Genomic DNA, 25,554 nt, shown 5'->3' with positions numbered 1-25,554 from the left:
TCGGTCCAGCGAATGTTTCCCATCTATATTCATCAGGAAAGCTAACGGATCCGGAGGTCAGGCCCGCCCATGTTCGACCTCCACCGTCTCCGGCTGCTGCGCGAGCTCAAGCACCGCGGCACGCTCGCCGCCGTCGCGGCCGCCCTCTCGTACAGCCCGTCCTCCGTCTCGCAGCAGCTGTCGCAGCTGGAAACGGAGGTCGGGGTGCCGCTGTTGGAGCCGGTGGGGCGGCGGGTGCGGCTGACCCAGCAGGCGGAGATTCTGGTCGCCCACACCGAAGCGGTGCTCGAACGGCTGGAGCGTGCCGAGGCGGACATCGCCACCTCCCTCGTCGATCTCACCGGCACCCTGCGCGTCGCGTCCTTCCAGACCGCGGCGCTCGCCCTGGTGCCGCCCGCGCTCACGTCGCTGCGTGCTTCCCACCCCCGGCTGCGGGTGCATGTCACCCAGATGGAGCCGGAACGGGCGCTACCGGGCCTGCTGGCCCGCGACTTCGATCTGGTCATCGCCGAGGAGTACCCGGGGAACCCGAATCCCCGGCCGGCCGAGCTGGAGCAGGAGGAGCTGTGTCACGACCCGCTGCGGCTGGCTCACCCGCAGCGTGCGGGAACCGGTGGCACGGCGGATGCGACGGACGCCACCGGCCCGACGGCGCGGCTGCGCGCGCTCGCCGACCACCCTTGGGTCCTGGAACCCGAGGGCACCGCGGCGCGGCATTGGGCCATGACGCTGTGCCGTAGCGCGGACTTCGAGCCCGATGTCCGGTTCGAGTCCACGGACCTGCTGCTGCATCTGCGGCTCGTCGAGCAGGGCCACGCCGCTGCCCTGCTTCCGGATCTCGTCTGGGACGGCCGCCCGGCGACCGTCCCCCTCCACCAGCTCCCGCGCGGCCGGCGGGGCCGCAGACTGTTCACGGCGATCCGGCGTGGCCGCGGCCGGCACCCGGCCATCCGGGCCTGCCGGCAGGCCCTCCGGGAGGCGGTCGGCGCGTCAGGGCCGCCGGGACGTCGCTGAGGGACACCGTCGTACCGCCGGCCCGGCCCGGAGAGCAAGGTGACCGCCGCCGACCGCAGTGACCGGCCCTCCGGGGACTCGGTCCTCAGTGCGCGATGCTGTCGATCAGTTCGCGGGCACCCTGGCGCAGCAGGGCGACGGCCACGGACGTGCCGAGGGTCTCCGGGGTGAGCGGGCCGGCCCATTCGTGTGCGTTGAGGACCGTCTTGCCGTCCGGGGTGAAGACGCAGGCCCGCAGGGACAGTTCGCCGCGACGGTCCGTCTTGGCGTAGCCGGCGATCGGGCTGTTGCAGTGGCCCTGCAGGACGTGCAGCAGCATGCGTTCGGCGGTCGTCTCCTGGAACGTCTGGGGGTGCCCGAGGCCGCTGACGGCGTCGATGGTCCGGGTGTCGTCCTCGCGGCACTGGAGGGCGAGCACGCCCGCACCTACGGGCGGGCACATCTCGTCCACGGACAGGATCTGAGTGATCACGTCCGGGCGCCCGATGCGCTGGAGGCCGGAAACGGCCAGCAGCAGTGCGTCCGCCTCCCCGGCTGCCAGCTTCTCCATCCGGCGGTTGGCGTTGCCGCGCATCGGCACACACTGGAGCTGCGGATGGGATCCGGCGAGCTGGGCGATCCGGCGGACCGACGAGGTGCCGATCCGGGTGCCTGCGGGGAGTTCGTCGAGGGTGAGCCCGCCGGGGTGGATCAGCGCGTCACGGACGTCATCGCGCTCCAGGAAGGCGGCGAAGGTCGTGCCGGCCGGCAGCGGACGGTCACCGGGGATGTCCTTGACGCAGTGCACCGCGAGGTCCGCCTCGCCCGCCAGGAGGGCGGCGTCGACCTCCTTGGTGAACGCCCCCTTCCCCTCGACCTGGGAGAGGGCGCCCATCCAGCGGTCGCCGGTGGTCTTGACCGGGATGACCTCCGTGGCGATGCCGGGATGCAGCGCGCCGAGTTCGGCGCGGACGCGCTCCACCTGTGCCAGCGCCATGGGCGAGTCGCGGGAGACGATACGGATCAGTTCTGGGGCGGACATGGGCCCACGATAGACCGTCAGATCCCGTTGCCGACCACGCGCAGCTCCCGGCTCCGCCCGGCTCCACTCGTATCGGTACGGTCCCACCCCCGGTCAACTTCCCGCGGCACCGAAGCCGCGCTCCCGCCGTCGGCCGTCACCGCTGGGGGCCACCGGGCGCGCCGGGCTGCCGGGTCAGCCTCGGCGCACCACGTGGCGCCGGGACGCGAGGGTGCGGGGATAGGTCCCGCGTGATGACACCGGCCGGGTGAGCCGGGGCGGGCGCGGACACTCCGGCGGCCGATCCGGTCGCCGAGCGGGCCGAATACCAGGCCGCCCAGCGGCCGCCCGGGGCCGAATACATGTACCCCTTCGGCGCGTCACGGCGCAGAACCGTGCTGTAGGACGTACGGGGTTCGCCGGCTGTGTGAGATATCCCTCTGCCGTCGTCGTGGCGCTGGTGGCCTGGGGAGGTTGATCATGCAGTAATGACCTCCTTACCCCGCCCGCCGCACATTGGTGACCGACCGGATCCGATGGACGGGACCACCGCGCTCGGTGGAGAGCCCGCTCCCGCCCGCGGGTATCTGCTGGACAACGCGCGCGCCGAGGCGGGCGAGCGATTCGTTTGGCTAGCCGAGCTGTTCGACGGTGTGACGCGCGGGCACTTCGATCGACTGGGGGTCAGGGCCGGCTCGCGCTGCTGGGAAGTGGGGGCCGGTGGCCCCGGTATCCCGGAGGCGCTCGCGGCGGCCGTCGGTCCGACCGGGCACGTGCTGGCCACGGACATCGACCCGTCGTGGCTGAAGACAGGCGGCGGGTACGAGGTGCGCCGGCACGACGTCGCCACTGACCCGCCCCCGGAGCCGGGGACGTTCGATCTGGTGCACGCCCGCCTCGTGCTGGTCCATGTACCCGACCGGGCCCGGGCGTTGGCCACGATGGCGGCAGCGCTACGACCCGGCGGCTGGCTGCTGATCGAGGACGCCGATACCGCTCTGCAGCCACTGGCATGCCTGGACGACAGCGGCCCTGATCAGCGGCGGGCCAACCGGCTGCGTGACGCGGTCCGGGAGCTGCTGACGCGCCGCGGCGCGGACCTGCGCTACGGCCGGACCCTGCCGCGGGCATTGCGTGAGGCCGGCTTGGTAGATGTCGCCGCGGGGGGCGCTTTCCCGGTCGGCGGGCCGGCCTGCGACCGGCTGGAGGCGGCGACCATCCGGCACGTGCGCGGCGAGCTGCTCGCGGCCGGCCTGGCCGACGACGCCGAGATCGACGCGCACCTGGCCGCCATCCACGCCGGCAAACTCGACCTGACACTCGCGCCACTGATTTCGGCCTGGGGACGCCGTCCAGCCGAGGACCCGTCGGCACTCGGTTAGGTCCGGATCCAGGCGTTGTCCGACCTGCCCACAGCGCTGTTTTTCTCATCCCGTCAACAGGGGCGGAATTGGGTGCCTCGTGAAAACTCATCGGCCGGTCAATGGCGGGCCGGTGGTGGCCCCCGGCTCCCGCCCATGACAAAGGCCCAGGCCGGTCGGTGGAGAGGCGGCCTGGGCTTTGTCCTGAGATGCCGGTGCGGGCTTCTGCGATGCGCAGCGCGCCCACTCAGGCGTTTCTGAACGACGCGAGGTGGGCGAACACCACCACATTGTCGACGTAGTCCTTGACCTTCCGGTCGTATGCGCCGCCGCAGGTGATCACGCGAAGCTGCGCGGTGGGAGCGTCGGAGTAGACCCGCTCGCTGGGGAATCGCGCCTTGTTGAAGGTCTCGACGGAGTCGACCTTGAAGGTGGCGATGATGCCGTCTTCACGGGTGATGTTGATCGTGGCGCCGGGCTTGAGCGATTCGAGTTGCAAGAACACCGCCGGTCCGGTCTTGGTGTCCACGTGACCAGCGATGATCGCCGATCCGCGCTCGCCGGGCGCGGCACCGTCCTTGTACCAGCCGACGAGATTCTTGTCGCCCGCGGGCGGCGCGTTGAGCTGCCCGGTCGGGCCGATGGTCAGCTGGGTGAAGGGCGCGTCGACGGCGATCTGCGGAATCGACACCCGCTTCGGTGCGGAACGGGGCAGGGCCAGGTCGGGGACCGCCGGGGAGGCGGAGCTGTGCGGGTTGGCGGACTCGGCCACGGCGGAGTGGGACTGCGGCTTGGGGTCCGCCGAGGTGTCCACGGAGTTGTAGACGAGGAGTGAGCCCAGCAGAAACGCTCCCGCAGACCACAGCAGACCGCGGCCGATGGGGCGCGACGCGGAGGCGGTCCGGGAGGGATTCGAATTCGGCTGAGGCGACTGCGGGGCGGTCATGTCAGGGTGCCTTTCGTGAACGAGGCGGTGGGGCGTGAGGGGGGGCATCGGTGCGCAATCGCCGCGGCCACCGTCCACGTGGAACGGTGGCCGCGACAGCGCATCGGTCTCCGTGCGGGCGCCTGATCAGGCAGCCGCGGTACCCGAGGCATTGCGACGACGCAGCATGTACGCACCGGCGCCGAGACCGCCGAGCATCAGCACGGAACCCGCGGCCATCCCGCCGCCGGTCGCCAGGCCGCCACCACCGGTGTGGATGCCGCCGTGCGGCCTGCGGTGGTCGCCGTAGCCGCCGTGGTCACGGTCGCCGTAGCCACCGTGGTCACGGCCGTGGTCACGGTCGCCGCCACGGCCGTGGTCACGGTCACCGCCGCGGCCGTGGTCACGGTCGCCGTGGCCGCCACGCCTGTCGTGGTCGTCGCCGTAGCCGCTGCCCTGGTCCCAGTCACCGAGCACGGTCTTGGCCATGGCACCGCCACCGGTGTGCATGCCACCGCTCGGCCTGCGGTCGTCACGGCAGTGGTCACGTCCGTGGCCCCGGCCGTCACGGCCGTCGCGACCGAAGTCACGTCCGCCGCGGCCATCGCGGCCATCGCGGCCATCGCGACCGTCACGGCCGTCACGGCCATCGCGACCGTTGCCCCGGCCGTCGCGGCCGTCGCGGCCGTCGCGACCGTTGCCCCGGCCATCGCGGCCATCGCGGCCGTCACGGCCATCACGGCAGTGGTCACGCCGGCGGTCACGGTCACGGTCACGGTCACGGTCCCGACCGTTGTCACGGTCACGGTCGCGGTCGCCGTTCGTGGCCTGGTTGTGGTTGCTGGAGGAAGCGCTGTCCGACGCAATGTCCTCCGTGATCATGGCGTTCGCAGCCGGAGCAGAGATTGCAAGCACCGCCGTGATGGCGGCTGAAGCGAACAGGGTGCGAGCAGTGCGCATGGGGACATGTTCCTTTCGGCGCGACTGCGAAGGCTGACTCTTTGTCGGCTCATCGGATCGCAGTGGCGACGTGATCACCGTCAGCCGGATTGCGGCCGCGCACCACCGGAGAACGTCGCATTCGAGGTACGTCGTGGGCTCTTCGGGTGGCGGAAGGCAGCGGATTCACCCATTGGACGGCGCGCGTCGTCGGCGTGTCGCGTAACGAGTGGGCTAGAGGACTCCGAGGGGCCCTTCGAGCCACGCCATTCCTCGCGCAACGAGCATCGCGAACGGGGCCCTTCCGCGACCCGCCGACGGTTCCTGACGGTCTGAACAGCTTCGCTGTGCGGGGCGGCGCAGCCGGGAGTCCACGTCCCCTGGAGGGGCGGGCGGGTGGCAGGCCGCAGCCGGCTCGACGGGCGTACGGCCCTGGGCGCGCAAGGCTCCGGCGGGCATCGGGAACGGCTCCGGCTGCGCCTGCCGACGAGGGCGGCTCGCCGTTCGCCGGCCATCTCCTCTCGTTTCGCACGGCGATGCTGGTCGATATCGGCGGTGTGGGGCACGGGGCACCTGTTGGCGGCATACGGGGCTCCGGGGGGCGGCGGCCAATTCGCCAACTCCCCTCCTGTCGCCGTCCCTTCGAGGAAACGACAAGCAGGTCGTCATCGCAGGCAGCCGCGAAGGGCTCGGGCGATGAAGCGCCGCCACGGAATCAACTCGGGTCGACTATCCCGATGCCGCATCGCCTTGCTCTCAGGGCGAGTTGGGAAGCGGCTCCGCGAGACCTGGTCGTCGGCCTACTCGGCCTCGTGGACGGCGTCGCGCTGTCCGCGAGCCCGCTAATGATCAACGGCTCTCGCCGCCCACTCGACCACCTCCCGGCCATAGGCAATGACCAGCTCTGCCCACACCCCTGAACGAGAGCCTCACCCGGATTGCGGAATCCGTACGCCCAACAGGATCAGCCGAGAGGCCGCCCGATGTTTCATGTGAAACATCGCAAAGCGACCTGCCCCGCCCTTCAGGTGGCACTTTCCCGGAGCGCCTGTTCGACGATCGCCTCCAGCCGGGCATGGTGCGCCCCTCGCCAGTAGACGCGGCCGCATGCCGTGCACTGCGCGAAGACGTCATACGTACGCTGCGTGCCGTGCTCAAGGTGCTCACGGACGGAGTCCTTGTCGGCATCCATGAGCCGGCCGTTGCACGCGGTGCAGCGTGTCCACGGAGCGAGGGTGGGGGCGAAGCGCCCCAGCACGTCCCGGAGTTGTTCGTCGGGACGGTCGCTGTAGATGAACGCACCCGCCCAGATCTCCCGCCGTCGCAGCAGACCGCGGTCCCGGGAGAGGAGTACCCGTTGTTCCTTCGCCGAGAGGGCGGCCAGCGCCGCGTCGCCGGGGTCCTCGTTCGTGTACGCTGCGTCCACGCCGAGCAGCCGCAACCTGCGCGCCAAGGTGCCGAGGTGTACGTCGAGCAGGAACCTCAGCGGCGCGCCGGGGAGCCGCTGTGGGCGCTCGATGGCGTGCACCTCGATGCGCTCGCCCTCCTGCGGGACATGGGAGACGGAAACCTCCGCACCGTCCACGACAAGCCGGCCGACCTCGGTGAGCGGGACGCCGAGCGACTCGACGACATGGCCGAGCGTCGATGAGCCATCGGTTGCCACAGGCGTACCGGCGGTGCTGTGCGCTGAAGCGACGAAAAGGTGCAGCGCGGGGTCGAAGCTGAAGTGGATCTCGGGTCCGTTCACGCCGGACAGCATGCCATCGGGCGAGTCACGCCAGCGAGCGGATTCCTGCCGGTCAGAGGCACGGGGTGAGCCGCCCGGCAGGTGGCTGTGCCATGGCTCGACCGCGGTGGTGGTGCGTCTGGCTACATACGGACCGTAGCGGTCGGCGCCCCGGATTGTGCACGGTGGAGCAGGCCCCGCTCCCCCGCCGCCCCTAGCCTCACTGCCACCACATCACCACCATCACCAATGAGGGGCGGTACCGGTGAACTGGCACATCCACGACTACCGCGAGAACGATCTCGCCGAAGTGGTCCACCTGATCGACTCCACGGCCGAGCTGGGGCAGGAGTCCGTCTTCTCGCTCGCCGAGTGCATCAGTGCGCTGACCTCTCGGCAGCCTGCCGTGGTGGCCGTCCACCAGGGCGCTCCCGTAGGGGCGGCGCTCGCATGTGTGGCGGGTGAGCGGGGCTGGGTGATGCGGATCGCGATCTCTTCGGCCTGGCGTGGCCGGGGGCTGGCGAGTGCGCTGCTGGTGGAACTGGAGCGGCGCCTGGTCGCGGCCCGGGTGAGCCGGATCGCCTATGTGCTTCCAGAAGAGGATCTGCTCGGGGAGGGCCTGCTCAATGCGGGCTATACGCGGCAGCCCGCGGTGGCCTACTTCGAGAAGGTCGAACCGCACCACGGCCCCGCGGCCAGCCTCCTGGAGGAGCTCGGCGGGCGCTTCCTGCCCGCTGATCTGTGGGCCAAGGTCGCCGGCATGGAGGCGGAGAAGGACCTCATCGAGCGGCGGGTCGTGCTGCCGTTGGCGGAGCCGGAGCGAGCCGCCCGGCACGGAGTACGGCCGCCTCGGGCCATCGCCCTGTTCGGGCCGCCGGGGACCGGGAAGACCACTTTCGCCAGGGGTATCGCCGCCAGGCTCGGCTGGCCGTTCGTCGAGCTGCTTCCGTCCCGGCTGGCCGACGAGGGCAATCTGGCGGCGGCACTGCGCAGCGCGTTCGCCCGGATCGCGGAACTGGAGCGGGTCCTCGTCTTCATCGACGAGGTCGAGGAGATCGCTCCGGTCCGCCATGAGCCGGCCCGGCCGGGCGGGCTGCACGGGGTGACGAATGAGCTGCTCAAGCTCATACCGGGGTTCCGGGAGCGGGACGAGCGGCTGCTGGTGTGTGCGACCAACTCCGTCCGCTCGCTCGATCCGGCGTTCCTGCGGCCGGGTCGGTTCGACTACCTGATCCCGATCGGTACGCCGGACCCGGCGGCCCGGTCGGCGATCTGGTCCCGGTACACGGACGGCCGTCCCGAGGTGGAGGTGGCGGCGCTGGTGGCGGCCAGCGAGCTGTTCACCCCGGCCGATATCGAGCACGCCGCCCGGATGGCCGCCCAGACGTCCTTCGAGCGGGACCTGGAGGCGATCGGCGGCGGCGCGGCCGCGCCCGGGAGGCTCGGGGCGAGCACCGACGACTATCTCGCCGCCATCGACCGGTGCCGGCCGACCGTCACCCCCGCCATGGTCGACGAATTCAGCGCCGACATCACCGCCCATGCCCGCTGCTGACGGCCGGCGCGGCCCTCCCCCACGCACCGACCGGCGGGACCGATCGGCCCCCAGCCGCGCACCCGCCGCGAGCCGGCCCGGGCTCGTCCCAGGGAACCCGCCGTGGGACGACAGAACTACAGCCGGAGCACTGCAACGGGAGGACATGGACCGCTGTGATTCCTCCGTGGGGCCGATGTTGACCCCGGGTTCGCGTACGTACGGTCTGACCGGTGCCGGAACTCGTGCACCATCGGGGATCATCGAGAGGGGCGGACCACGCATGGCGGAGATTGTCGATCTGGGGGCGTACGGCAAGGACTTCACCACGGACCCTTACCCGTACTACGCCAAGCTGCGTGCCCAGGGGCCCGTACACCGGGTGCGCCTCCCCTACGGCAACGACGCGTGGCTCGTCGTCGGGCACCAAGCGGTCAGGGCCGCGCTCAGCGACTCCCGCCTCAACAAGGACTGGCGCCTCGCCAGGCCGCAGGACAACGAGGGCGAGGAGTCGGCCCTCTTCACGAACATGCTGGACGCGGACCCGCCTCAGCACACCCGGCTGCGGAAGCTGGTGGCCAAGGAATTCACCTCCCGCCGCGTCGAGGCACTACGGCCACGGGTGCAGCAGATCACCGACGAGCTGCTGGACACGATGCTCGCTGCCCCGGAGGGCCGGGCCGACCTGGTGGAGGCCCTCGCCTTCCCGCTGCCCATGACCGTCATCTGCGAACTGCTCGGCGTCCCCGCCATGGACCGGGAGGCCTTCCGTTCCTGGTCGAACGAGATCGTCGCGCCGACCAGTGACGAGGCGGCACAAGAGGCGGTTGAGGCGATGTCCGGCTACCTCGTCGACCTGATCGAAACCAAGCGCAGCGCTCCCGGCGACGGCTTGCTCAGCGCCCTGATCCGCACCAGCGACGAGGACGGCGACCAGCTCTCCCGTGACGAGTTGGTCGGCACCGCCTTCCTGCTGCTGGTCGCAGGCCATGAGACCACCGTCAGCCTCCTGGCCAATGGTGTACGCGCCCTGCTCCAGCACCCGGACCAACTGGCCGCCCTGCGAGCCGACTTCTCCCTCCTCGACAACGCCGTGGAGGAGATGCTGCGCTATGACGGCCCGGTGGAGACGGCCACCTGGCGCTTCACCGGCGAGCCGGTCGAGATCGGTGGCACCCTGATCCCCGCCGGCGAGACCGTGGTGATCGCCCTGGCTTCCGCCTCCCGGGACCCGGAACTCTTCGCCGTCGCCGACGACTTCGACATCACCCGCGACGCGCGCGGACACACCGCCTTCGGCCACGGCATCCACTTCTGCCTCGGCGCCCCACTGGCCCGGCTGGAGGCCCGTATCGCCCTCCGCTCCCTCTTGGAACGCTGCCCCGACCTCGCTATGGACGCCGATTTCGACGACCTCACCTGGCGCGTCGGAATGCTTCGCGGACCGGCGCAACTGCCGGTGCGCTGGAAGGACTAGAGCGTCTCAAGGCCGGCGTCAGGGCGCCTGACCGAACAGCCCGGCCAAGGGGGAGGCGGCCGCGCCGACGAGGAACTGTCCTCCGCCCAGGAGGGCGGAGGCAGCTCCGGGAGCAGCGCGTCCGCGGCTCTGAGCGACCGTCATCATGGCTGGGAGCCGCATGGGCTGATAGTGATCAACAGACACCGCCGCGCGCCCCGTCAGCAGCTCAAATTGTCGCCGGGTGTGGTTCCCAGGATCTGTACAAAGCTCTTGTAGTTGTTGATCCGGCTCTGCACCTGGCCGGGGTTGCCGCCGTTGCACTCCAGGGAGCCGTTGATGCTGCGGATCGTCTCGCCGAAACCGGCGCCGCTGACCATCGCGTGGTGCGGGGTCATGGTGCCCGGCCCGGTCTGTGTGTTCCAGTACCGGAGGGCGGTCTTCCAGGCGACGGCGGCATCCCGCTCCACCAGATAGGGGTTGTTCAGCAGGTCGACGCCGAGCGCATCACCCGCCGCCTTGTAGTTGAAGTTCCAGCTGAGCTGTATCGGCCCGCGGCCGTAGTAGGCCGCCTGTCCCGCGGGGCACCCATATGGCTGGGTGGCGTCGCAGTAGTGGGGATAGTTCTCTGTGTTCTGCTCGACCACATGGACGAGGCCACCGGTCTCGTGGCTGACGTTCGCGAGGAAGGCCGCTGCCTCCTGACGCTTCACGGTGTCACTCCCGGTGTTCGCGAACTCCGGGTAGGCGCTGAGAGCCGCGGTCAGCCCGCTGTAGGTGTAGAAGGCATTCCGGTTCGGGAACATCTGGTTGAACTGCGCCTCGCTGACGACGAACCCCTCGGCTCGGACGTCGGCACCGGCCGGGGCCGCGGCACAGTGGGCACAGTGGGCACAGCCCGTAGTGGCAGCCGCCGGCATCGTCGGCACGACGAGTGCTACGCCCCCGACTACGGTCGCGGCGCTCAGCAGCGCGGCAGTCAGACCCCCGCGAGAGACTGGGGACATGGCGGCAGGACAGCGCAGAACGGTGGTTACCGGGGGTGGAGACACAACGCCCCTCCCCCCTGTGCAAAGGTGGCCCGATGAAGACAATCGGGCTGCTCGGAGGCATGAGCTGGGAGTCCACGGCGGAGTACTACCGGCTGCTGAACGAGTTGACGCGCGAGCGTCTGGGCGGCCTGCACTCCGCGCGGTGCGTGCTCTACTCCGTGGATTTCGCAGAGATCGAACGGCTACAGGCCGAAGGGCGCTGGGAGGAGGCGGGCGAGGTTCTCGCCCACGCCGCCAGGGCGCTGGAGTCGGCCGGCGCGGACATGCTGCTGATCTGCACCAACACCATGCACAAGGTCGCCGGCCAAGTGGCCGCCGCCGTCACCGTCCCGCTGCTGCACCTCGCCGACACCACAGCCGACGCCGTCCGTGCGCGCGGCCTGCGTCGTATCGGACTGCTTGGCACCGCATTCACCATGGAGCAGGACTTCTACCGAGGCCGACTGGAAAGCCACGGGCTGGATGTGCTCGTTCCGGATGCCGCCGGGCGCAGCACCGTCCATCGTGTGATCTACGAGGAGCTGTGCCTCGGCATCGTCCAAGAGGAATCCCGGCAGGCATTCATGGCCGTCATCAGGGACCTCGTCGCCGCCGGAGCCGAGGGCATTGTGCTGGGCTGCACCGAGATCGAGCTGCTCATCGGGCCGGATCACAGCCCGGTCCCGGTCTTCCCGACCACACGACTGCATGCCGAAGCAGCCGTCGCCCGCGCCCTCACCGACGCCCCGTAGCAGCACAGCCGGGTAAATCCAGTAGTTCTCCGAAACCCCGGGTTGGAGAAATGACCATCCCCAACTCGCCGCTCTCCACAGATTCTTGTGTCGTACCGAGGTTTGAACTGACGGCAGGTACTCTGACGTGGTGTCGCGTACCGAGTTAGAACGACTGGCCAGGATCCGGATGCAGGTCACCGGTGAGACGCTGGAACGCGCCATGGCGGTGCTCGAAGGCCATACCACCGCCGACACATCGCCATCCGAACCCGACGCCAAGCCCGATGCCGCCGAGCACAGCAATCTCGACGACAGTGAGGGTGAGCTCGGCAAGGTCGAGAACGGCGGGATCGAGAACGGTCGGGCCGACGAACCCGGCACGGCCGGGGCGGCCAACGAAAGCGACGCGGACACCGAGAAAGCGCCAAAGCCCGACGCCCGGCGAACGCCTCGGAAGCGCGGCCATCTACGCGGCCTGTGAAATCCGCTCTCCGCTCGGCGAAGGAAATTCGCCGAGCGGAGACCCTATGACTGCCCGGCACAGAAGTAACCCGCCACTCATCCCGCACTCCACACGCACCGCAACGGATGAAGCGCAGAAGGTTACCGCGGGCGGAATCGGGATGCCAACGCGGACGCGAGGCACCTCGAATACCGTCGCCTCAACGCAACGCGAGTAAGCCTTTACAGAGCGTGTGCACGTGTGCGCATGCCCCGCTGCCGGATGGGCTCCTGAAGCTCACGGGGTGAGGGGGCGTGCCAGCAGCGGCGTACGGAGCATCTGGTGCCCCCCGCTGGCCAGCATCCGGACCTCGCCCCGGTCGCTGATCTCTGCGCGTACGATCCCCGACTCATCCTCGTAGACCGGATACCCGCCCGCTCCCGCTCGCTCGGTGCGGTGGACGATCACCACGTCGTCCTCCACCGCGGGAGCTTGAAATACCAGCTCATAGCATTCCGGGTAATCCATCAGGGCCTCCCGATACAACTGGGCAGGTGCTCCGGCGGCGCTCCCCGCCGCCGCTCTCAGCGCGCCGCTGCACCTCGGCCATTCCATCGTCACCCACTCACGCCCACGGCGCCTGAGGAGACCACCGGGGCGCGACTCCCGGGCCGGAGGCGGCATTGCCGGCCGGGCCTCACCGAGGCGCCCGAGGGCGGCCCCCGCGCCCCCTCGACAGGAACGCAAAGCCCAGCCTCGGTAAACCTGACATTTGTCATGCGGGCTTGTGATCAAGGTCGTTCCGAGGGTTGACGTCTGACCGCTGCCCCACCGCGAGAATCAGGACCGCGAAGGTCGAATGCTGACGCAGACGTTGAACTCCCGGAGAATCCATGCCTGTTACCCCCCATCGCCGGCGCATGCGGCTGGCCGGCACCGCCACCGCCGCCTTACTCGCGCTGACGATTCCCACCACCGCCTCAGCCACCACGGCGCCGACCACGGACTCGAGCAACGCCACCACCGCCGGGAACGCCAACCGGTCCGGCATCGACCGGGCAGCCCTGAAGGCGACGCTCAACGCCTTCCATCACGCAGGGATGTACGGCGCTTACTCTGCGGTGCGGGACGGCGCCGAGGAATGGCAGGGCGCTTCGGGGGTCGCCGACGTCGACACCGGGCGCCCCACCACTCCACAGATGCGGCACAGGATAGGCAGCATCACCAAGACCTTCACCGCGGTCGCCGTCCTCCAAGAAGTCAGCAAGGGACACATCGAGCTGGACGCTCCGATAGGCCGCTATCTGTCCGGCCTGGTTCCCGGTGAGCGCGGGCGGGCCATCACCGTCCGGATGCTGCTGAACCACACCAGCGGCATCGGCGACTATGCCGGGGCGATCTTCCCCTCGGCGGACAGCATCGAAGGCAACCGCTTCCGCCAGTTCGATCCCCGGGAATTGGCCCGGCTGGGGCTGAAGGCCGAGCCGTTGGGCAAACCGGGCCAGGCTCATCACTACTCCAACACCAATTTCGTGCTCGCGGGGCTCCTGCTCCAGAAGATCACCGGCAAGTCGCCGGAGGCGTACATCACCGAGCACGTCATCCGGAAGGCAGGACTGCGGCACACATACTTTCCGCGATCGGCCTACCTGACCGGGCCGCACGCCAAGATGTACGAGGCCGCGTATGGCGGGTTCAACCCACCGCGGGACTTCAGCGTCTACAACGGTTCCTGGGCCGGTACGGCGGGATCACTCGTCTCGACCATGGCCGATCTGAACCGCTTCTACCGTGCACTGCTGGGTGGCGAACTGCTCGCCCCGGCTGAGCTGCGGCAGATGAAGACCACGGTGCCCATCGAGGGCAGCCCGTTCCGCTACGGCCTGGGCCTGTTCACCAGGCACCTGCCGTGCGGAGAGTTCTGGGGACACAACGGCCTGGTGCTGGGTGCCATGACCTGGTCCATGTCCAGTGCGGACGGCAAACGACAAATGTCCCTCGGTTTCAATTTGACGCGCTACCAGAAGCTCGACGGGAACGGCGTTCCCCAGACCGGCCCGATAGACGCCGCCATGAACGCGCACGTCGCACAGGCGTTGTGCGGGACCAGTGCCGGCCGGCCCCCGGGCGCGACCGAAACGAACCCCTTCAACTCACTCCTGGTCGCTCCGCAGGAGCCTCACCTCCCGATACCCCACCAATGAGCACGCTCGGCCACTCGGGGGTGTGCTCCGCTCCCGTGCGCTGTCACGGGAGCGGAGCGGGTCCGAGAAGCGCCAGCAGCTCGGATGGTTACGGAAACCACGGTACGGGCCACCACTGACAACGCAGATCGGAAGCACACGACGGTGCGCTTACGGGCCGGCCTCCGGGCGCCGCCCGCCGGCCGAGTGCGATGAGGGGATGGCGGCTCCGCCAGAGGGCCTTCGTTGAGGTGACGCCGGGGTGAGGCCCCTCCGCCCCGCTGCCGACGAAGGACTCGGTACGTCACCCGATCGGGAGCTCGTCCTGGGCAGCGGCAACCCGGCCTCGCCCGTTTCCGCGGGCCCGAGGGCAGGAATGGTGGATGCGACGACAGTGGCAGAAGCGGTAGGAGGCGTGGAACCGATGATGACTGGGCGACCTCGGATTTCGCTGGCGACGGTGGTCCTGGACTGTCCGGATGCTCACACCCTGGCGGAGTTTTACCGGCAACTGCTCGGCTGGGAAGTGAATTGCAGCGAACCGGACTGGGTCCTGCTCCGCTGCCCGGACGGCGGGACCGGGCTCTCGTTCCAGTCCGAGGCCGGGTACCAGGCCCCTGTGTGGCCCGAACGGCCCGAGGAGCAGCAGAAGATGCTCCATCTCGATCTCCGGGTTGGTGATCTCGACGAGGCCGAGGCGTATGCGGTCGCGGCCGGGGCACGGCGCGCGACGGTCCAACCGCAGGACGATGTCCGGGTGTTCCTTGATCCGGCGGGTCACCCGTTCTGCCTCTTCCTCCACTGAGGGGCCTCGGTGTCGCGGACTTCCGTTCGTGCCCCCGAGTGATCGCGGAGCGTGTGGGAATGGACACATGCAGGTAGCGGGAGTGGATCGGAGGGCCGACGGTCTGTGCTGGTCAGGAAGTTGAGTGACCGTCGGGGGACCCGCGCGGGCAGCAGCTGCCGGCCATGGGCCAATGCGCGTGGGGCCGCGTTGTCAGTGTCTGCCCCTAGCATTGCTCATATGTCCCCAACTCCTTCTGCCCCTACAGGCGTGCCCGTCCCTTCTTCCGAGGCGAACGAATCGATCCGGCGCTTTGTGCGCGCCCGGCGCGGTCTGGCGTGGTCGGCTCAGGACATGGCGGAGTATGCGGTGCTGCTGGAGATATGGACGTTGGCGGTGCGCTCTGAGGTAGCGGAGGTTGTCGAGGCGGCGTAGCCGCCCGCGGTCAGGGCAAGGGCCTCCCCGGATCGGAAGGCTGCGTTAGTGGTGTGTTAGCCGTGCGGCAGCGTGCGCGATCAAGCTGACGCATGTACCGCTCCCCGAAGCGGTGCGAACGGCAAAGCCAAAGGCAACCGCCTGACGGCAAGGCCATGTCAACGCCTCACCCACGCAGCAACGCCGCCGCTCCGCGGAGATGTTGAGCGGTAGCCCGTACACAAGGGGGATCTGTGTCCTGGAACAAGGCCGCCGAAGCCGAAGTAGAAGTCGAAGCCGTCCGCACCACGCCGACTACCCATGCCGCGGGCTCTGGCTTCCGCCGGGGGCGTCTGATCGCCGCCGCTTCGCTGGTAGCCGTCGCCTCGCTGGCGTTGACCGCCTGTGGCCAAGGCGAGGACGACAACACGCAGGCGAGCACCAAGGTCTCGTCGAGCCCCCTGCCTGCCGAGCCCTCGGACGACGCGGCATCCGACGGCAACACCGCCGACAAGCCGGGTTCCAAGGACGGCGCGGCAGAGGACCCGAAGAAGTCCGAGCCCGGAAAGAGCGGCGGAACCAACGGCGGGGCGAGCGGCGGCGGCAGCACGAGCGGTTCCGGCTCCGCTTCCAGGGGCAAGGGGGTCAACGCCACCGTGAACGGCGTCCTCAAGTACCTGGCGCCCGGCAAACTGACCGTGACTCCGGACGCCGGTACCGAGCAGGCCTTCTTCATCGGGCCCCAGACCAAGACACTGGGTGCCGCCGCGATATGTGCGTCGAACGGCAATGTCACCATCGACAGCAGCAGTTACGGCACCTCCCCGTGCACCGAGGCCCAGCTGGAGAAGGCGGCCAAGATGAGCTCCATCGAGGTCAAGGTCACCATCAAGGGCGGTGTCGCGACGAAGATCGTCGAGCACTACCGGTCCTGAGCGGGGGGGCGGGAGCGCTCGACCGGCCCGGGCCTCCCGAGCCTGGTGGTAAGCGGTGCCCCACCCCTGACGGCGCCGTCGTATCCGGTCGGCGGCGCTTGGCCCGGGAGGCAGGTCTCACCACGGGGCGACGGGATCGGGCCCGACCCCAGTCGGGCAGGTCAGCGCGCCGGTGCTCGTCGGTGGTGATGGCCGGTCCGTCGCGGCGGACGCATACCCGCTCGTCACCCGTGACCAGCCGCCGGACCACAGACCACCGGCCGCCACCCACGCACCAAGCGAGCCAGCAAGCCGGCCCGCCACAGCAAGCAAGCCAGCAACCGTGACGTCCGATTTTCGCCAGCCGACGCGCCCCCGGCCCCGCAGACTCGAAGAGTGAAAGCAGCGGACACGAACGAGGACGCGTCATGATCTCCCCCGAGACGACCACGGTCACCACCAGCTACACCACCTTCGACAGCCCCCTCGGTGAGCTGTTGCTCGTCGGAGAGGAATCGGCCACCGCACCCGGCGGCACCGCCCTGACCGCCCTCTCCCTGCCGCAGCAGCGGGGCGTCACCGTACACCCGCGCCGGCAGCGCGACCCTGCCCCCTTCGCCGAGGTCGTCCGCCGGCTCCGCGCCTACTTCGCCGGTGAGCTCACCCACTTCGAGCTGGAGTTCCGCACCAGCGGTACGGCCTTCCAGGAGCGCGTCTGGCAGGCCCTGGAGGCGATCCCGTACGGCACCACAACGTCCTACGGGCGCCTTGCCGACGCTCTAGGGGTGCCGCGGGGCGAGGTACGTGCGCTGGGCGCCGCGATCGGCGCCAACCCTCTGCTGATCGTGCGTCCGTGCCACCGCGTGATCGGCGCGGACGGCACGATGCGCGGCTACGCGGCGGGCGTCGAAGCCAAAATTGCGCTGCTCACCCACGAGGGCGCTCTCCAGCCCACCCTCCTCTGACGCCGGCGAGCCCGGTACCCCTCACGATGACCTCACCGCTCATTCCCCCCGCCGAGGTGGCCGCCCATGGCAGCCTCCCCTCCCCCGCCCCGCATACCGAGGCAGAACTCGCCGCGCTGCTCGCGCTGTTGACCGCGCCCCGAATGCGCATCGCCACCGTGATCGTCGGGCACAGCAGGGACGCGGCATCGCGCTCGTCCGCGGCGGCTTTCGCCGCAGCATGGCGCGCGGCCGGCCGGCAGCCGGTCCTCGCCATGGTCGACTGGCCGGAATCCGCCGCGTCCTGGCTACGTGCGGCCCGCCGCTTCAGCGCTCAGGGACCGGACGCCTGGGTGGTGGCCGCCGCGCCCGTCGGCTGGGCCCAGATGAGCCGCCGACTGCGGCACAGCACCGACTGGGACCCCGCCCGCACCTTCGGCTTTGCGGCACTCGGCGACTCCCGCGTCCCCGCCCTGGCCGGCCGGGCAACGCTGGACGGCATGCGCGGTGCCACGGCGGACGGGGCCACCTGGGCCATCGACCGTGGTTGGGTCACCCAGCAGCTACCGGCCCATAAGCCGCCGGTTCATCCCCATGGCACGCTGTAAGCAGGTAGCGATGAGGCAGGAGCAGATGAGCACGCCACTTCCCGGCTTCGAGGAGTTCGAGGAGCCCGCGGGCGCCAAAGGACCTGGTCGACCGGGGATCTCCGGAGGACATGGAGGCTCGGACGGCGATGGCGGAGCGGTCGGTTCCGGCGAACCCGGAGGCCGCCACTCCGGTGTGCCCGGCCAGAGCCCTGCCCGTAGCGACCACCGGCGGGAAATCGCCCCCGGCGCCGTTCACGTCCCCGGCTGGCTGACCATGGCCCAGCAGCGCGAGCTGGTCACCGCGTGCCGTGGCTGGGCGCGCGGCCCGGCCCCGATCCGGCACACCAAGCTTCCGCGCGGCGGCGTGATGTCCGTCCAGACGGTGTGCATCGGCTGGCACTGGCAGCCGTACGCGTACACCCGCACCGCCGACGATGTAAACGGGGCCCGGGTGGCCGAATTCCCCCCTTGGATGGTCGATTTGGGCCGCCGCGCGCTGGTCGAGGCGTACCAGGACTCCACTGCGGGTGACGGCTACACACCGGACACCGCACTGATCAACTTCTACGACGACCAGGCGAAACTCGGCATGCATCAGGACAAGGAAGAGCGCTCCGGCGCGCCGGTCGTCTCCCTCAGCATCGGCGACACCTGTGTCTTCCGGTTCGGCAACACCGAGACGCGGACCAAGCCGTACACCGATGTCGAGCTGGCCTCCGGTGACCTCTTCGTCTTCGGCGGACCGTCCCGCTTCGCCTACCACGGCGTTCCCAAGGTCCGGCCGGGCACCGGCGACCCGGCGTCCGGTCTGGCCGGCGGCCGCCTCAACATCACGATGCGGGTGACCGGACTCGACGGCTGACGCCGGCCCGCGAGGCACACTGGACTCATGTGCCGCAGCATCAAGACACTCCGTCCGCCCACCACCCCCGAGGTCACCGACGAGGACATCCGGGCCGCGGCCTTGCAGTACGTCCGCAAGGTCTCCGGATTCCGCGCCCCGGCCGCACACAACCGCGAGGTGTTCGACCAGGCCGTGGACGCCGTGGCCGCCGCGACCCAGGAACTTCTCGACGGCCTCCGGATCCGCGGCCCCGTCGCCCGCCGGCACACACACTCCTGAGCAGCGACCGCGACTCCGCGCCCGCACCACGGCTCGCGATCACCAATCGAGCAGCGCCTGCACCGGTAGGTGATCGCTCGGAAACTGCCCGTGTGCGGAGTACGTATTGATCGTGGCGCGGCGCGTATGCACCCCCGGTGACGTGAGGATCCAATCGACGCGGTCCCCATCCGGCACCAGTGGCCGGTAGCCATGAAAGGTGGCGTACTGCCGGCTGCGCTCGTCGGCCGTGTCCCAGCTGTCGACGAGCGAGCCGCCGTCGAGCATCGCCTCGTACACGGAATTCTTGTGCGCGGCGACATTGAAGTCGCCCGTGACGATCCGGGGCAGCGAAGGGTCCAGCCCACCCAGCCGTTCATTGATCAGACCGGCGGAACGCTCACGCGAGTACTGATTCGCATGATCGAGATGCGTATTGAGGAGAAAGAACTCGCCGCCGGCTCGCAGATCCCGGAACCGGACCCAGGTCACCATCCGGATTACGGTGTTTCCCCAGGTCGCCGACCCCATCAGATACGGCGTATCGGACAGCCAGAAATGGTCGTACTCGACCGGCGCGAGCCGCCGGGCATCATAGAAAGCGGCCTCGAACTCATCCTTGCTCCCGCCGCCCCGCCCGGTCCCCACCCAGTCGTAATGCGGTCCGAGATCCTCGGCGATATCGCGCAGCTGCCCGTACAGCCCTTCCTGCGTCCCGAGCAGATGCGGGACCTCGTCCCGCATCAAGGTCCGCATCACGGGCCGGCGCTCGGCCCAGGAGTGCGGCCGGGCATCCGAGGCGTACCGCAGGTTGAAGGTCATCACCCGTAGCCCCCGCCGGCCGTCGGCTGCGTATGCGGTCCCCGGCCCGTACACCGCCGCCGCCGGCCCGGCGACCGCCGCCGCAGCCACCGCCCGAAGGGAAAACCGCCGGCTGACCGACGCCATCGCGCCTCGGGAACCCGGTGCCGGGGAACTGCTCCCCGGGGAACGAGAGAAATCAGCGGAATTCAGGGACGCCGGGGAAGCAGCGGCATCAGTGAAGTCAGAGGAAAGGGCGGAAGCAGCGGGACCAGAGACATCAATGGAAACGGATGAAGCTTTCCACCCAGGAACGAGAGCAGTCACAGCAACTCCAGTCATCCGTCGCAGAGGCAGCCACCGGCCCGGAAACCGGCATGGGTGCCGGCACCGGAGCCGGCACCACCGGCGCAGCAACAACCATCATGCGAAAGTCTCGAACCCCGCCACAGGCCATAAGTTGCCTACGGATAAATCGACGTGGAACGCTCACGAAACCAGGGGGTGATCCCTTCCCCCGGCCTCCCGGGAACTTCTCCCGCCCCGTCTCCCACTCCCCTACCGATCGCCCGCCGGCCCCCGCCAGTCCGCGTGACGGATACGGGAGATCTCCCGGACGTCGCCGACCGTCCCCCACTCGTCCTTCCCGAGCCGCGACAAGGGCTTCATCCTGGAGATTTCCGGGTGCCCGTCGACCAGCGCCTCCTGCGACACGACCGCATGCACCACGCGCCCGAACACCACGGTCGCGTCACCGATTCCCAGCGTGGTGTGCACCTCGCACTCCAAAGCCACCGGCGAGCCCGCCACCCGCAGCGGCTTGACCCGCAGACTCGGCTCGGATCCGACCCCGGCCGCCTCGAACTCACTCACCCCGTGCGGGAAATCCGTACCCGTGTCATTGATCTGCTCGAAGAGCCCCTCCGGCGCGAGGTTCACCACGAATTGTCCGGTCGCCTCGACGTTCCGCAGGGTGTCCTTGCGTCCGACGGAGCTGAACTGCACCACGGGCGGCGCGACGCTGGCGATCGTGAAGAAGGAGTGCGGCGCGAGATTGTGCGTTCCGTCCGCCGATGTGGTGGACACCCAGGCGATGGGCCGCGGCACCACGGTGGCGGTCAGCAGCCGGTAGAACTCGTTGCGGGACATAGCAGCGGGATCGAAGTCAATGCGCATGAGGATCAGTATCCAGGAGGGCGGCCGCGGACCCACAGCGGATCCACGGCACCCCCCAAAGCCCCCTTAGTCCGACGGAAAGTGCCCGGTATCGGGCCCATCCCCCAAGCACCAGAGTGGCGGCAGCGTCCTGACCCGCCTCTGAAATAGGCGGGTTTCGCGGCTCCGTACCTGCGATTTCGCCGCCTCGTCCAGCACAGTGTGGCGTGCACCCAGCGGCGGAGGGAGAATCCGATCCATGCCGGTCAGGCCGGTCGTAGATTCATGCCATGACGACCGTTGACGACAAGGACTACGAGTTCCGCACTGCCCGCCCTGAGGACACCGAGGCCATCGAGGCGCTCGACGGGTCCTTCACCACCCGCACCATCTTCCACGTGGCCGTCACCGAGGACGGGTTCGCCCTCCAGGAGATCCCGGTGGACCCGCCCCTCCACAAAGTCTTCCCAACGGAGGACACCGACGACGACGGCGACGGCCCCGCGACCGAGGAGGATCCCCACATCCGTACCTTCGTCGCCGTCGGCACTGACGGCTGCCTGGCGGGCTTCGCCACTGTCTCCTACGCTCCGTGGAACCAGCGGCTGACCATCGAGGACATCGAGGTCGCTCCGGCCCACCGGGGCCAGGGCGTCGGCCGTGGCCTGATGGGCCACGCCGTCGAGTTCGCCCGTGAGCGCGGCGCCGGGCACATCTGGCTGGAAGTCACCAACGTCAACGCCCCGGCGATCCACGCCTACCGGCGGATGGGATTCACCTTCTGCGGACTGGACGCAGCGCTCTACGACGGCACACCCTCATCGGGCGAACAAGCCCTTTACATGAGCATGCCTTGTCCCTGGCCGCCAGCAGGCGGCTGACGCGGGAGCCGATACGCCGCCCGGCGCGACCGTCGTTCTCGTGGAACCTGACCACAACCGGGCAGCCGGTTCCGCGACCTGACGTGCGCGCAGCGGCCACCGGCCAGGCGGTGCCCGTCGCCACGCGCAGCAGCGTGGGACTGCGTCGAATCGGATCTGAGCTGCTCTCCTGAGCGCGATTTCGACATCTGTCACGCTTTCCGCGAATGAGGAAGGATCTGTGCCGCAATCGATGTCATCGTGCCGTCATGACTTCTTCGACGGGCTCATCTGATGCTTCTCCTCGGCCCCTGGCAGGATGCGGTGCTCTGGTCACCGGCGGATCGCGCGGTACCGGCCGCGCCATCGCCCGCCGGCTGGCCGCGGACGGCGCCACTGTGGTGTTCACCTACCGCACGCAGCCCGAGGCAGCCGAAAGTCTGGTCGCCGAAATCGCTGAGCTGAACGGCAGGGCGTACGCAGTACGTCTCGATCTTGCCGCGCCCGACGAGGTCGCCGAGGCTTTTGCTGCGGCTGACGGAGCCTTCCGCGAGGCCGGAGCCGGCGGGCTGGACATTCTGGTGGTCAACGCCGGGGTGTTCACCAGTGCACCCATCGCTGAGGCCACTGTCGATGACTGGGAGCGCGTCATGGCGGTGAACGCAAGAGGCACGTTCCTGGCTGTGCAACAGGCCGCAGCCCGCATGCGCGACGGTGGACGGATCATCACCATCTCCACGGTCGGCACGCATTGGCCCAGCCCGGGCGAGGCCATCTACGCCGCCAGCAAGGCTGCCGTCGAACAGATCACCCGCGTCGCATCCCGCGAACTCGGTTGCAGGGGCATCACGGCCAACACCCTCTCTCTCGGCCCGACCGACACGGACCTCCTCCGGGACAGCGCTCAACCGGGTGCGCTGGAGGGAGCCGCCGCCATGACCGCGCTCGGCCGGATCGGCCAACCCGGTGACGTAGCCGACCTCGTCGCCCTGCTCGTCCGCGCCGACAACCGTTGGGTCACCGGCCAGAACATTCGCGCCGACGGCGGACTCACCTGACCTGACCATGCCGGTGGCCCACCCGGGGGGCGAAGAGGCACGGCAGCGGATGGATGACCTTGCCTGCACCCTGCGTACGTTGCATGTGGGCGGGTGGCCTCGCGCAAGGCGCCGGTGGCCGGCACGAGCCTTGCACCGGGCCAGATCAGCCTGAACGCAAGCGCTGCCGGCCGCGCTCACGGAGCCCCCGTCGGTGATCTCCCGCGAAGGCTCCCCGAGATCGAGGGTCCGGGCAAGCTCCGTTACGTCGTCCAGCAGAGGCGGACGGGCGGCTTGTAGCGAGCGCGATGCCCACCCGGGGAAGGGGTTCTTCGCGGGAATGATCTTCAGGCAATGATCCGGAAGCCGTGGGGCAGGAGATCTAAACGATCATCGACTCAAGGCTAGGAGACAATCGCCATGGTGTCACCGATGCCCCGGGAGCATGCCCCAACTCGCCGCCCCCGTTTCCGCATGCGGCAGTTGACCATTGCATTCGGTCTCGTCGCCAGCGGTGTTCTCGGCGTAGGACTCGTCCTCAAGGCGCTCTTGCAGGGCTCGACGGTCCGCCCTGGGGCAGTCGCACTTCTCAGCCTGGTGCTCGCCGCCACGGCCCTGGGCATCATCCGGCGCCGATATCGCAGCCGACCCATACGGCGAGGGGCCGAGACCACCTGTGCCCAAGCGTCTCCGGCCGCCCCCGAACTCAGCGTCCAGAGCGAAGACCCAGCAGACGAAGATGTCTATCTGGCCGATGACGCCGACGTGAGCCCGGATGAATTCGAGCAATTGGTGGCGCTCCTGTGTGAACGTGATGGCTGCCTGGACGTCCGTGTCGTCGGCGGTGCCAATGACCTGGGGGCCGATGTTCTCGCCGTGACGCCCGACGGACTCCGTCTCGTCATCCAGTGCAAGCAGTACCGCGAGGCCAACCGGGTCGGGTCCCAGGACCTCCAACGCTTCGGTGGGACCTGCTTCACCGTCCATGACGCCGACATTGCGGCGGTCATCACCACCAGCACCTTCACCGAACCCGCAGTCGCCTACGCGGAGCAGAGCGGCATCCGATGCCTCGACCACGACATGCTCTTCGCCTGGGAAGCAGGCATCGGCCCAGCCCCGTGGCAGGCCGACGGCTGAGGTCCGAGAGACCCGGCCGGCTCCACTCGTCATGTCGCCGCCGCGAACCGCGGGCCGCCGACTGGCTACCTCGCTGTCAGCGCAGTGAGCAGTTCGTCCAGTCCGTCGAACCGCCCGTCGAAGACGTCGGAGTTCGTCGGCGGGTCCCCGACCGGTCGCTGGACGTAGGCGGTCCGCATGCCCTTCGCCTGGGCTCCGCGGAGGTCCCAGGCATGGGCGGCCACCATAAGCACGCGTTCTGGTGGGCATCCGGCGACGTCGACGGCGAGTTGGTAGACCTCGGGCGCCGGCTTGTAGGCGAGGACAGCTTCGGCGGACAGGGCTTGGTGCCAGCGCAGGCCGGCATGTGCGTTGAGCCGCAGCAGAGCGGTGCGACTGGCGTTGGAGAGCCCCAGCACGGGGAATCGCTGCGCGAGCCGCGCGAGACCGGCGACGGAGTCGCCCCAGGGGGGCAGTCGCTGCCCCGCTGTGGCCAGCCGGGCGATGGTCGTCGGATCGGCGAACCCGGCGTGGTCGGCCACCCGTTGAGCAGCCTCGCTGTCGATGATCTCAGTGTTGACGTACGTGCGGTGCCCTTCCGTGATGCGTTGCTGCTCGACCTCGACATGCTGCTGCCACAAGGTGCACAGCTCATCGACAGACGCATACGGGGACGCGGACACCGCCTCGCGGATTTCCGCTCGAAGCCCGCTGCGTTCGTCGACCAGTGTTCCGAGGACGTCGAAGACGACGACCTCGATGTCGCAGATCTCGGCCATGCGTTCTCCTGCGCGCTTGCGTCACCGGCTCAACAGGTGACGATCTTGCCGTCAGCCTCGTCACCGGTCAAGATGGTGACGTGAATTTTGCGTTCGTGAGCGGCAACCCAGCCCTCGATCTGGCCGGCACCGTGGTGTCTCGCCGAGACGAGCCCGTCGACCTCTTAGCCGCGCCCGCAGACCTTGAGCGGTGGGTGGCCGAATGCGACGAGCTCCCGGACCGCGTCACCGCCGACTTCGCCGCCTTCGAGTCCGCGCTGTCGTTGCGAGAAGCGATCTACCGACTAGCTCTGGATCGCGTGCTCGACCGGCCCTTCGATCCGGGCAGCCTCAAGATCGTCAACGACACGGCTACCGGGCCAGTCCCCGTCATCAAACTCAGCGACGCGGGGCTGCATATCGCGGGAGACCTTCTCGCAGTACTCACTCACACAGCCAGAAGCGGCATCGCCGTGCTCGCCGATCCCCACGCCTGCCTCAAGGAGTGCGGTCGTACTGACTGCACCCGCATCTATCTCGACCGCTCACGCGGCGCCCGGCGCACCTGGTGCGGGATGGACGAGTGCGGCAACCGCGTCAAGGCTGCGGCCTACCGAGCTCGCAGACGAGCTTCGACCACCGCCGAGGGGCGCGGGCCCGGCGGAACCACTGGGCGCGGTGGCGGGAGCAGTGGCCCGCACTGAGGTGATTGTCCAGTTTCGCCGGGG

The 25,554-nt window shown here is 69.3% G+C and carries 27 protein-coding genes; 18 read left to right on the top strand and 9 right to left on the bottom strand.

Translation table 11 applies throughout. The features are described from left to right. The first annotated feature begins 69 nt into the window (after positions 1-69). A complete protein-coding gene (locus TU31_RS11985) occupies positions 70-1,014 on the top strand; it encodes a LysR substrate-binding domain-containing protein (RefSeq protein ID WP_042153178.1) in 945 nt (314 codons plus the stop codon). A gap of 85 nt (positions 1,015-1,099) precedes the next feature. Here TU31_RS11985 and hemC read toward each other — a convergent pair whose 3' ends face one another. Continuing rightward, on the bottom strand, positions 1,100-2,035 hold the full coding sequence (hemC, locus tag TU31_RS11980; protein WP_042153176.1) for a hydroxymethylbilane synthase: 936 nt from the start codon (positions 2,033-2,035) through the stop codon (positions 1,100-1,102). Between the two features lie 515 nt (positions 2,036-2,550). Here hemC and TU31_RS11975 point away from each other — a divergent pair. Continuing rightward, positions 2,551-3,396 carry a methyltransferase domain-containing protein gene (locus TU31_RS11975; RefSeq protein WP_042153174.1) on the top strand — a complete coding sequence of 282 codons (846 nt, stop codon included), beginning with the start codon at positions 2,551-2,553 and terminating at the stop codon, positions 3,394-3,396. A gap of 226 nt (positions 3,397-3,622) precedes the next feature. Here TU31_RS11975 and TU31_RS11970 read toward each other — a convergent pair whose 3' ends face one another. Together TU31_RS11970 and TU31_RS38530 are read right to left on the bottom strand one after the other, a co-directional pair. Continuing rightward, a complete protein-coding gene (locus TU31_RS11970; RefSeq protein WP_042153172.1) occupies positions 3,623-4,321 on the bottom strand; it encodes a class F sortase in 699 nt (232 codons plus the stop codon). 126 nt (positions 4,322-4,447) lie between these two features. Next, positions 4,448-4,789, bottom strand: a complete 342-nt coding sequence (locus tag TU31_RS38530) for a hypothetical protein (RefSeq protein WP_158894391.1) — start codon at positions 4,787-4,789, stop codon at positions 4,448-4,450. 63 nt (positions 4,790-4,852) lie between these two features. Here TU31_RS38530 and TU31_RS38525 point away from each other — a divergent pair, with 63 nt between their 5' ends. Further along, positions 4,853-5,233 carry a hypothetical protein gene (locus tag TU31_RS38525; RefSeq protein ID WP_158894388.1) on the top strand — a complete coding sequence of 127 codons (381 nt, stop codon included), beginning with the start codon at positions 4,853-4,855 and terminating at the stop codon, positions 5,231-5,233. 1,030 nt (positions 5,234-6,263) lie between these two features. Here TU31_RS38525 and TU31_RS11955 read toward each other — a convergent pair. Next, complete coding sequence (locus TU31_RS11955) at positions 6,264-6,989, bottom strand: Mut7-C RNAse domain-containing protein (protein ID WP_042153852.1); 726 nt, start codon at positions 6,987-6,989, stop codon at positions 6,264-6,266. Between the two features lie 244 nt (positions 6,990-7,233). On the opposite strand from TU31_RS11955, the gene TU31_RS11950 reads away from it, so the two are divergent. Both TU31_RS11950 and TU31_RS11945 read left to right on the top strand, forming a co-directional pair. Next, positions 7,234-8,523, top strand: a complete 1,290-nt coding sequence (locus TU31_RS11950) for an ATP-binding protein (RefSeq protein WP_042153170.1) — start codon at positions 7,234-7,236, stop codon at positions 8,521-8,523. A gap of 262 nt (positions 8,524-8,785) precedes the next feature. Further along, positions 8,786-9,979, top strand: coding sequence for a cytochrome P450 family protein (locus tag TU31_RS11945; RefSeq protein ID WP_042153168.1), 1,194 nt, complete (start codon positions 8,786-8,788; stop codon positions 9,977-9,979). Positions 9,980-10,179: 200 nt separating this feature from the next. Here the strand turns inward: TU31_RS11945 and TU31_RS11940 are convergent, their stop codons facing one another. Continuing rightward, complete coding sequence (locus TU31_RS11940; RefSeq protein WP_042153162.1) at positions 10,180-10,965, bottom strand: chitinase; 786 nt, start codon at positions 10,963-10,965, stop codon at positions 10,180-10,182. Positions 10,966-11,042: 77 nt separating this feature from the next. On the opposite strand from TU31_RS11940, the gene TU31_RS11935 reads away from it, so the two are divergent. Together TU31_RS11935 and TU31_RS11930 are read left to right on the top strand one after the other, a co-directional pair. Then, positions 11,043-11,741, top strand: coding sequence for an aspartate/glutamate racemase family protein (locus tag TU31_RS11935; protein WP_042153160.1), 699 nt, complete (start codon positions 11,043-11,045; stop codon positions 11,739-11,741). Positions 11,742-11,871: 130 nt separating this feature from the next. Further along, positions 11,872-12,204, top strand: coding sequence for a hypothetical protein (locus tag TU31_RS11930; protein WP_158894385.1), 333 nt, complete (start codon positions 11,872-11,874; stop codon positions 12,202-12,204). A 258-nt stretch (positions 12,205-12,462) separates the two neighbouring features. Here TU31_RS11930 and TU31_RS11925 read toward each other — a convergent pair whose 3' ends face one another. Next, positions 12,463-12,693 (bottom strand): DUF6296 family protein, encoded by a 231-nt coding sequence (locus tag TU31_RS11925; RefSeq protein ID WP_042153157.1) that lies wholly within the window; start codon positions 12,691-12,693, stop codon positions 12,463-12,465. 365 nt (positions 12,694-13,058) lie between these two features. On the opposite strand from TU31_RS11925, the gene TU31_RS11920 reads away from it, so the two are divergent. The 7 genes from TU31_RS11920 to TU31_RS11890 all read left to right on the top strand — a co-directional run bounded on the left by TU31_RS11920 (position 13,059) and on the right by TU31_RS11890 (position 19,117). Then, on the top strand, positions 13,059-14,369 hold the full coding sequence (locus TU31_RS11920) for a serine hydrolase domain-containing protein (protein WP_078885714.1): 1,311 nt from the start codon (positions 13,059-13,061) through the stop codon (positions 14,367-14,369). Between the two features lie 406 nt (positions 14,370-14,775). Beyond that, positions 14,776-15,153 carry a VOC family protein gene (locus TU31_RS11915; RefSeq protein WP_042153851.1) on the top strand — a complete coding sequence of 126 codons (378 nt, stop codon included), beginning with the start codon at positions 14,776-14,778 and terminating at the stop codon, positions 15,151-15,153. A gap of 647 nt (positions 15,154-15,800) precedes the next feature. Then, the gene (locus tag TU31_RS11910) at positions 15,801-16,481 is read left to right on the top strand and encodes a hypothetical protein (protein WP_052718903.1); all 681 of its coding nucleotides are present in this window, start codon (positions 15,801-15,803) and stop codon (positions 16,479-16,481) included. Positions 16,482-16,888: 407 nt separating this feature from the next. Continuing rightward, positions 16,889-17,425 (top strand): methylated-DNA--[protein]-cysteine S-methyltransferase, encoded by a 537-nt coding sequence (locus tag TU31_RS11905; protein WP_042153153.1) that lies wholly within the window; start codon positions 16,889-16,891, stop codon positions 17,423-17,425. Between the two features lie 26 nt (positions 17,426-17,451). Further along, complete coding sequence (locus TU31_RS11900; protein WP_042153150.1) at positions 17,452-18,012, top strand: ABC transporter substrate-binding protein; 561 nt, start codon at positions 17,452-17,454, stop codon at positions 18,010-18,012. A gap of 25 nt (positions 18,013-18,037) precedes the next feature. After that, a complete protein-coding gene (locus tag TU31_RS11895) occupies positions 18,038-18,856 on the top strand; it encodes an alpha-ketoglutarate-dependent dioxygenase AlkB family protein (protein ID WP_078885713.1) in 819 nt (272 codons plus the stop codon). A 27-nt stretch (positions 18,857-18,883) separates the two neighbouring features. Beyond that, the gene (locus tag TU31_RS11890; protein ID WP_042153146.1) at positions 18,884-19,117 is read left to right on the top strand and encodes a DUF2277 domain-containing protein; all 234 of its coding nucleotides are present in this window, start codon (positions 18,884-18,886) and stop codon (positions 19,115-19,117) included. Between the two features lie 39 nt (positions 19,118-19,156). Here the strand turns inward: TU31_RS11890 and TU31_RS11885 are convergent, their stop codons facing one another. Beyond that, entirely contained in the window at positions 19,157-20,044 is an 888-nt protein-coding gene (locus TU31_RS11885; protein WP_042153145.1) for an endonuclease/exonuclease/phosphatase family protein, read from the bottom strand. A gap of 411 nt (positions 20,045-20,455) precedes the next feature. Then, on the bottom strand, positions 20,456-21,073 hold the full coding sequence (locus tag TU31_RS11880) for a flavin reductase family protein (RefSeq protein WP_042153847.1): 618 nt from the start codon (positions 21,071-21,073) through the stop codon (positions 20,456-20,458). Positions 21,074-21,342: 269 nt separating this feature from the next. On the opposite strand from TU31_RS11880, the gene TU31_RS11875 reads away from it, so the two are divergent. The 3 genes from TU31_RS11875 (at position 21,343) to TU31_RS11865 (ending at position 24,089) form a co-directional block, all read left to right on the top strand. Continuing rightward, positions 21,343-21,933 carry a GNAT family N-acetyltransferase gene (locus TU31_RS11875; protein WP_042153142.1) on the top strand — a complete coding sequence of 197 codons (591 nt, stop codon included), beginning with the start codon at positions 21,343-21,345 and terminating at the stop codon, positions 21,931-21,933. A gap of 248 nt (positions 21,934-22,181) precedes the next feature. Beyond that, complete coding sequence (locus TU31_RS11870; RefSeq protein WP_042153139.1) at positions 22,182-22,970, top strand: SDR family oxidoreductase; 789 nt, start codon at positions 22,182-22,184, stop codon at positions 22,968-22,970. A gap of 453 nt (positions 22,971-23,423) precedes the next feature. Further along, on the top strand, positions 23,424-24,089 hold the full coding sequence (locus TU31_RS11865) for a restriction endonuclease (RefSeq protein ID WP_245698503.1): 666 nt from the start codon (positions 23,424-23,426) through the stop codon (positions 24,087-24,089). Between the two features lie 65 nt (positions 24,090-24,154). Here TU31_RS11865 and TU31_RS11860 read toward each other — a convergent pair whose 3' ends face one another. After that, positions 24,155-24,847, bottom strand: coding sequence for a haloacid dehalogenase type II (locus TU31_RS11860; RefSeq protein WP_042153135.1), 693 nt, complete (start codon positions 24,845-24,847; stop codon positions 24,155-24,157). A gap of 80 nt (positions 24,848-24,927) precedes the next feature. Here TU31_RS11860 and TU31_RS11855 point away from each other — a divergent pair, with 80 nt between their 5' ends. After that, positions 24,928-25,530: a CGNR zinc finger domain-containing protein gene (locus tag TU31_RS11855; RefSeq protein WP_042153133.1), complete on the top strand. Its 603-nt coding sequence runs from the start codon at positions 24,928-24,930 to the stop codon at positions 25,528-25,530. The last annotated feature ends 24 nt before the right edge of the window (positions 25,531-25,554 follow it).

Source organism: Streptomyces lydicamycinicus (genome assembly GCF_000829715.2).
In the GTDB taxonomy this organism is placed as follows: Bacteria; Actinomycetota; Actinomycetes; order Streptomycetales; family Streptomycetaceae; genus Streptomyces; species Streptomyces lydicamycinicus.
The sequence above is the reverse complement of the archived record's forward strand: the minus strand, read 5'-3'. Positions and strand labels throughout refer to the sequence as shown.

Bases quoted from the DNA above. Each gene is read 5' to 3' on its own strand.
- TU31_RS11985 (WP_042153178.1), top strand. From the start codon at position 70: ATGTTCGACCTCCACCGTCTCCGGCTGCTGCGCGAGCTCAAGCACCGC.
- hemC (WP_042153176.1), bottom strand. From the start codon at position 2,035: ATGTCCGCCCCAGAACTGATCCGTATCGTCTCCCGCGACTCGCCCATG.
- TU31_RS11975 (WP_042153174.1), top strand. From the start codon at position 2,551: ATGGACGGGACCACCGCGCTCGGTGGAGAGCCCGCTCCCGCCCGCGGG.
- TU31_RS11970 (WP_042153172.1), bottom strand. From the start codon at position 4,321: ATGACCGCCCCGCAGTCGCCTCAGCCGAATTCGAATCCCTCCCGGACC.
- TU31_RS38530 (WP_158894391.1), bottom strand. From the start codon at position 4,789: ATGGCCAAGACCGTGCTCGGTGACTGGGACCAGGGCAGCGGCTACGGC.
- TU31_RS11945 (WP_042153168.1), top strand. From the start codon at position 8,786: ATGGCGGAGATTGTCGATCTGGGGGCGTACGGCAAGGACTTCACCACG.
- TU31_RS11940 (WP_042153162.1), bottom strand. From the start codon at position 10,965: ATGTCCCCAGTCTCTCGCGGGGGTCTGACTGCCGCGCTGCTGAGCGCC.
- TU31_RS11935 (WP_042153160.1), top strand. From the start codon at position 11,043: ATGAAGACAATCGGGCTGCTCGGAGGCATGAGCTGGGAGTCCACGGCG.
- TU31_RS11925 (WP_042153157.1), bottom strand. From the start codon at position 12,693: ATGGATTACCCGGAATGCTATGAGCTGGTATTTCAAGCTCCCGCGGTG.
- TU31_RS11920 (WP_078885714.1), top strand. From the start codon at position 13,059: ATGCCTGTTACCCCCCATCGCCGGCGCATGCGGCTGGCCGGCACCGCC.
- TU31_RS11915 (WP_042153851.1), top strand. From the start codon at position 14,776: ATGACTGGGCGACCTCGGATTTCGCTGGCGACGGTGGTCCTGGACTGT.
- TU31_RS11905 (WP_042153153.1), top strand. From the start codon at position 16,889: ATGATCTCCCCCGAGACGACCACGGTCACCACCAGCTACACCACCTTC.
- TU31_RS11900 (WP_042153150.1), top strand. From the start codon at position 17,452: ATGACCTCACCGCTCATTCCCCCCGCCGAGGTGGCCGCCCATGGCAGC.
- TU31_RS11895 (WP_078885713.1), top strand. From the start codon at position 18,038: ATGAGCACGCCACTTCCCGGCTTCGAGGAGTTCGAGGAGCCCGCGGGC.
- TU31_RS11890 (WP_042153146.1), top strand. From the start codon at position 18,884: ATGTGCCGCAGCATCAAGACACTCCGTCCGCCCACCACCCCCGAGGTC.
- TU31_RS11885 (WP_042153145.1), bottom strand. From the start codon at position 20,044: ATGGCGTCGGTCAGCCGGCGGTTTTCCCTTCGGGCGGTGGCTGCGGCG.
- TU31_RS11880 (WP_042153847.1), bottom strand. From the start codon at position 21,073: ATGCGCATTGACTTCGATCCCGCTGCTATGTCCCGCAACGAGTTCTAC.
- TU31_RS11875 (WP_042153142.1), top strand. From the start codon at position 21,343: ATGACGACCGTTGACGACAAGGACTACGAGTTCCGCACTGCCCGCCCT.
- TU31_RS11870 (WP_042153139.1), top strand. From the start codon at position 22,182: ATGACTTCTTCGACGGGCTCATCTGATGCTTCTCCTCGGCCCCTGGCA.
- TU31_RS11865 (WP_245698503.1), top strand. From the start codon at position 23,424: ATGCGGCAGTTGACCATTGCATTCGGTCTCGTCGCCAGCGGTGTTCTC.
- TU31_RS11860 (WP_042153135.1), bottom strand. From the start codon at position 24,847: ATGGCCGAGATCTGCGACATCGAGGTCGTCGTCTTCGACGTCCTCGGA.